We start from the raw sequence: 5,912 nt of genomic DNA on the forward strand, positions 1-5,912 counted from the left end.
ATTTCGCAATTTCGATACTTCTCTTCAAGATTTGTGATATATTCCACAGATAAATTATTTGCAGCCTGTTCTATTTCTTTATATCTTTTTCTCCAATAGTTTTTACTATTACTTTTCATCTGCATCACCCCTTAGGGTTTTATCATTACCGCTTAAGGTCTTATTATCACCACTTAAGTCATTTCCTGCTTTAGGGGCATTAAAAAAAGCATTTCCAAAACTGTCCATGCTTTCATTTTTTTCTTTATCTATCTGTTTTAATTCTTTTTCCACATCAATGACATAAGGATGATGGCTTATACATGTTTTTTTGCTTAGAAGTGTAGCTGATGCATTAACATTTGCTATAAGCTCTGTTTCATTAACAACCATGTTACGATTAAAGATTATTTCCACATCCTCATTTTCAAAATTGCCTTTTTTACTGTTTTGAAGATGAAAATTTATGAACCATAATAACTGCTCAAAGGCTGCCTGGTATTCTGTTTCTATTTCATTGGCATCTAAATCAATATCTGAGTATATGGATTTAATTGTCATTTCATTAGGTGAGCCAGAGCTCTTAAGCTCTTCTGCATTAAAGCCTCTACAGTTTTGTATTATTGCTTTTCTAAGCTCTTTTACAATGACTTCATAGTTATTACTGTCCACCTCTATTTTAAGGGCATCTATGCCCCCATCTGCACCATCTATGGTATTTACCTTTACTGCTTTGTAGGTCATAAGATTATGTCTGAATGTACCTAAATCTTCACCATCATAATTTTTTATTATTAATATACTGCTGCCTGAAAGGTTTTCTTTAAGTCCATCAACAAACATGGACATGATTTCATTAAGGGCATCCTGTAATGACTTACATTGCTTTAAAAGAGAGCTTTCTTTGTTGTTTGCCTTAAATGGGATTAAAGGCACTTTGTCCCAATTGTAACCCTCTTCATCATTTTCAAAGTAATAAGTGCTGTAATCCGGTGTAAGGGCTTCCCCGTTTAAAATAAATTTATGTATGCCATTGGTGTCATATACTTCTACATGGGTTACTGTCTTTTCATTAACACCTTCATAGTCTTCTACATCATATACCCTTGCTGCAAAGTCCAGTTCTGTATGATCATCATCTTTCCAGAAAGGCAATACCTCATAAGGCATGAATTTTTTTATTTTAAATTCTCCATTTTCGTCATAATAAGGATATAGCCACCCTATACCACAGTTATAACTGTCTTTACCAAGGTTTTTAAGTAAACGATTAAAGCTCTTGTTTAAAACCTGTTTAAGAGCCTGTATGTATTTTTTGTTTTCAGAATTTATTGTTATGGGATTTGCCAGAAGGTAATTAACCTTCTGGTCTACCATCTTTGCATATTGGTTATCTATAATCTTTGTATTGGGAAGTCTTGGGTCTTCTCTTAGCTGTCCACCTTCTCCTAATACCATTCTTTTTTTCTTTAGTATTTCCTGCTCATAATCATAATATAAAACACCATTTAGCTGCATTCTCCTTTTAGGAGACCTAAGCCACTTTAATATTTCTTTTTTTAAAAACTCTTTGTCTGAGATGCGTGTTTTAGCTCCTCTTGTGACTATATCATTAATGCGTCTGGTTTCCATACCAAATGAAAGCATCCTATCACCATCCATATCTTTCCGGCAAAAGTGCCTTTGTAACTGCATACCTCATGGCATCCATTCCATGGGAAAATTCATGGTCTGGTTTATCGGTCATTCTTCCCGATCTGTCCTTAAGGTAGCAATAATTTTCTATTTCTTTCTTAAACTCCGTACATTTTGGATGTACATATATTTCATAGTTTTGTATTAACTGTATTCCATGATTAACTGAGTCCCTTCCTTTCCTGGAAGGCTCTGCTTTTATCTGTTCGTTCTTAAGCTCTTGTATGCTTTTAGGCTCTGCACAGTCACATATTATCCTTTGGCCGCCATAACCTTTTTCTTTTATCTTGCAGGCTATTATTTTATTTGTAATACCGCTTTGGTACCATTCGTCAAATACATAAAGCTTTTCATTAGCCTCATCAATTAAAAGACATACAAAAGCATTTGGATCTGTGAAACCAAAGTCTAACCCAAATGCTGCTTTTATTCCCGGTGTGGTTCTTATTTTTTTCACATCAAAGGCTATTGTTTTAACTTTTTCATAAATAAGGCCTTCTGATATACCCCACTCACCAAAACTTTCAATTCTGGCTCTTCTTGGGTTGTTTTTTTCCATCTTTAAAAAGATGTTTTTATCACTTTCATCAAGCCACTCATTACATCTCCACGTAGTTGTTAGGGTTAATACATCATCATCCGGTGTATCAAAGAATCTTCTTTTAAGCCAGCTGTTTGCAGACCAAGGGTTAAATAAAAGGGTGATTTGTTTAAAATAACCTTCCGGGACTTCACCTCTTATGGACATTTCAAGCTTTTCAAAGTCAGCTTCTTCTATCTCATAAGCTTCTTCTATATCAACGAAGTTTAATACTCCAGTATCAACTGTTATGGAGGTTACTTTTGTACCTTCATCAAGACCTCTAAATAATATCTTTTGCCCGGTGGGAACATATATAATCTCCAGGGGAGAAGTTTTGTATATAAAATAATCTTCCAGGCCTAACTTTTTAATTGCCCATTTACAGTCAGCATATATTGAGTCCCTGATGGTATTGGCAAATCTTCTTACACATAAGTAATTACATAAAGGATATTGCACAATTCGAACTATTCTTTGTATTGCTGCTGTTTTTGACTTTTTAGAGCCACGGGAGCCTTTTACTACTCTGTAACGTTTTTTACACTTCCAAAAGTAATTATAGCCTTTTCCTATTAGCTCTTTTACAGATATTTCCTTAGTCGTCATCTTCATCATCTCCAATGTCATCCTTTATGACAATAGGAGTAACATCTAACTTAATTTTTTCGTTTAATAAGCCGTAATGTTTGGCTAAAGAGTCTGCTGCTGACTTCCTGTCTTTTAGTGAGGCACCTTTTTTAATTTTTTCTGCTTTTGATGTACCTTTTTTTACATCCGTACTTAATACTACTACTTCCTCTTCCATCTGCCCTCTGATTAGGGCAGAATAAAACTCTAAAATCTCCACGGAATCGGCAATTGCCTGTTTTTTTGCTTCCTCATCTGCTTCTTTTTTCATCCTTTGATATACTTGGGAAAATTTGGGGAACTTTCCACCTGTATTTTTTATCATCTTATTTACCTGATTTGGTATATTATCATCAAGCATTTTACTGTCTGGATAAGCTTTTTTATATGCTTGTACATAAGACATTCCTTTTAGAAGGCAACGAAGTAGTGTCCGTTGCTTCAAGCTTAAATCTCCGTAATCATATTTTTTTTCAGACATTACATCATCACCTCTTTCATTTACACCAAAAAAGCTCCATATTGTCTATGGAGCTTTCATGGTTTACCAAAATATATATCAAAAGGAGGTTGTAAAAAGAAATTAATTCTACATTATCACTTTATCATATCATTAACTATCATTTACTATCACAGATTATTATTCATTATCAAGTGATAGTATTACCTGTATATCTGACTTATCAAGTCTTAAATTATCCAGGGCTTTATTGTGAATCCTGAAGACCTGTGCAGATTCATAAGGGGTATCAGCTATTATTTTGCCCCATGATCTTCTTTGAATATATCTTTTTTCAAGTATTTCTTTTTCATAATCATCTGTCAATTCACTTATTCTGTCATGAATCAAGTCTAAACAGTTCTTTGCTTCCTGGGACAGAATTAATATTTTAGTGATGAGCTTGTCATGCTCTGCCACATAGTTAGCCATTCTGTCCTCAATATTGTGAGCACTTGGCATATCTGAATATCTTACACTTGGAAGAATGATATTAAGCCTTAATTCATCCGCTTTTATTTGGAGTCTGTTTTTTTCGCTAATGATATTCCTGTAACTTCTTAAAAATCTTTTCTTTTTCTCTCTGTCTTTCATATTTCCCTTCTTTTTATTTTTACTTTAAAACAAATTTTGTTTCGTGTTCTATCTGTATTATATAACATAACACAGATATTTTTAAAGGGAGTTTTTGGCTTGTATCCTGCTGCCTATTGGGTTTTAGACTGCTGCAATCAGTTTTTTATACTGTTGCCTAGGAGATGGATTTACCTACATTAAACAAAACACTACTGTTTTCCAATTTTTTCCATTATCAAGTTGATTTTTAGAAAAAAATATGATATAACATGATTAAGATATCTCAAAGGGAGCATTCCGGCGGCCCCGATCCCTAGCATTTAGGAAAATTTGGCTGTGAGGAGGCTTCCTTTTTTATTTTCTTTTAAATATCTTTATGATTTTATAATTTTCCACAAATATAATTTTATCTATAAACTTCGTTCTGTTCGATCTATACATATCCTTTGTTTGTTCGTACAATTCCTCTTTTGTATGTTTACTATTTGTGATGTCAAAAATCAAACTGGTAGCCTGCTCTTTTGCTCCTTTACATCGATTGAAAATGTAATTATCACTCGTATCATCGTTAGTTGTTTTTAGATCCACCCTCTCACCTTCCCATAAATAATCTGGTGTCTTTATATTTTGTTTTGTTTGTATCCTAGGAACCATGAACAATTCTCCCCCTAAAGTATTTTCAATAACATCTGCTATCCTTCTTTCATATTTACTATAATCCAATTTAACCAGGTGATTATCTACACAATACGTTTGACCATCATATTCGTATTCCATCAAGTCCTTTATCTCGTGACTATTAGGTGTCGCATTCAAAAGAAATTCTTCCGTCACATCTACTGCTTCCCTTGATTTATTATCTTCTACATGATTTGCAAAAAACTGTAAATTCATTGGCATAAATGTCTCTTTTACTTCTTCGTCCCCTTCAACAAATCCCTTCTTCCACTCCTTATATGTCACATCCTCCGGCAGTTCGTATACTGTCTTTCCATCTCCATCCCTGGAAGCTCTTTTGGCCAAAGTATCCTGCTGCATATCATCATCTTCAAAATATGGTATGGTAGTACATCTACAGAAGGGATGAAAAGGTGGAGCATTCACACTTATTTCCATATCTTTAACATAAAAATGCTGTCTATCCATGTCACCGCACACTTCACAGGTACGATTGTCAAGGGTAGACAGCACTTCATATGCATCAAGCCCAAGCTCTTTATAGCTGTCTTTTTCTGCCAAGGTAGTAAAATAAGCTTGCTCTGTTAATACAAGTCTTTTTACTGCATACTTTGATGTATTTAATACATTTGCTATATTTTTTATTGTTCTTTTAGGTCCCATTCCAGAAAGAACCATTGCTGTAAGCTCTTTATCTATGGTATTAATAAGCAAAAGCTTATTTCCCCATAGCTTTGAAGAAAAATTTGTACCATCCACAGACCAGGGCTTACTTATAATCTTCTGGATGTAATCAGTATCAAGCTTTGAAACATCAAAACCTATACCGACACCTCTTTGTATTTCAAAAAGACTTTTGTAAAAGGTATTTTTATACACATCACTAACTACTTTATCCACATCATCCACTAAACCACCTGTGGCAAGTTCGATCTGAGCTCTTACTTCAAGTTTTAAAGCTTCAAGTCTGTTTATATGAAACTTTGCAGATGCGTTTTCAAGCTCTTTCATGAAATTCTTTGAAGCAGCATTTTTCTTTCCTGCTTTTATATATTGCTCTACGCTCCATTTAAGCTCTTTTAATTCATCCGAATTTAAAAGCCTTCTGGCTTCTTCTATGGATACATTATTATTTTCTGCTGCTCTTCCATACCAGGCTTCTATTTTGTTATTTATGGCCATTTCGCAATTTCGATACTTCTCTTCAAGATTTGTGATATATTCCACAGATAAATTATTTGCAGCCTGTTCTATTTCTTTATATCTTTTTCTCCA

Annotated in this window: 5 protein-coding genes; all 5 read right to left on the bottom strand. The window is 33.9% G+C overall.

The features are described from left to right. Positions 1-108: 108 nt before the first annotated feature. Entirely contained in the window at positions 109-1,641 is a 1,533-nt protein-coding gene (locus BM153_RS13230) for a phage portal protein (RefSeq protein WP_177205728.1), read from the bottom strand. After that, entirely contained in the window at positions 1,631-2,872 is a 1,242-nt protein-coding gene (locus BM153_RS13235; protein WP_330392172.1) for a PBSX family phage terminase large subunit, read from the bottom strand. Before BM153_RS13235 ends, BM153_RS13230 begins: the two co-directional genes overlap by 11 nt. Beyond that, entirely contained in the window at positions 2,853-3,365 is a 513-nt protein-coding gene (locus BM153_RS13240; protein WP_092874958.1) for a terminase small subunit, read from the bottom strand. The genes BM153_RS13235 and BM153_RS13240 overlap by 20 nt, the downstream gene beginning before the upstream one ends. A gap of 159 nt (positions 3,366-3,524) precedes the next feature. Beyond that, positions 3,525-3,977: a hypothetical protein gene (locus tag BM153_RS13245; RefSeq protein WP_092874962.1), complete on the bottom strand. Its 453-nt coding sequence runs from the start codon at positions 3,975-3,977 to the stop codon at positions 3,525-3,527. Positions 3,978-4,313: 336 nt separating this feature from the next. Further along, positions 4,314-5,912 (bottom strand): minor capsid protein (locus BM153_RS13250; RefSeq protein ID WP_177205730.1); only part of this gene is annotated, 1,599 nt, incomplete at its 5' end.

The organism is Acetitomaculum ruminis DSM 5522 (assembly GCF_900112085.1).
Classification (GTDB): Bacteria; Bacillota; Clostridia; order Lachnospirales; family Lachnospiraceae; genus Acetitomaculum; species Acetitomaculum ruminis.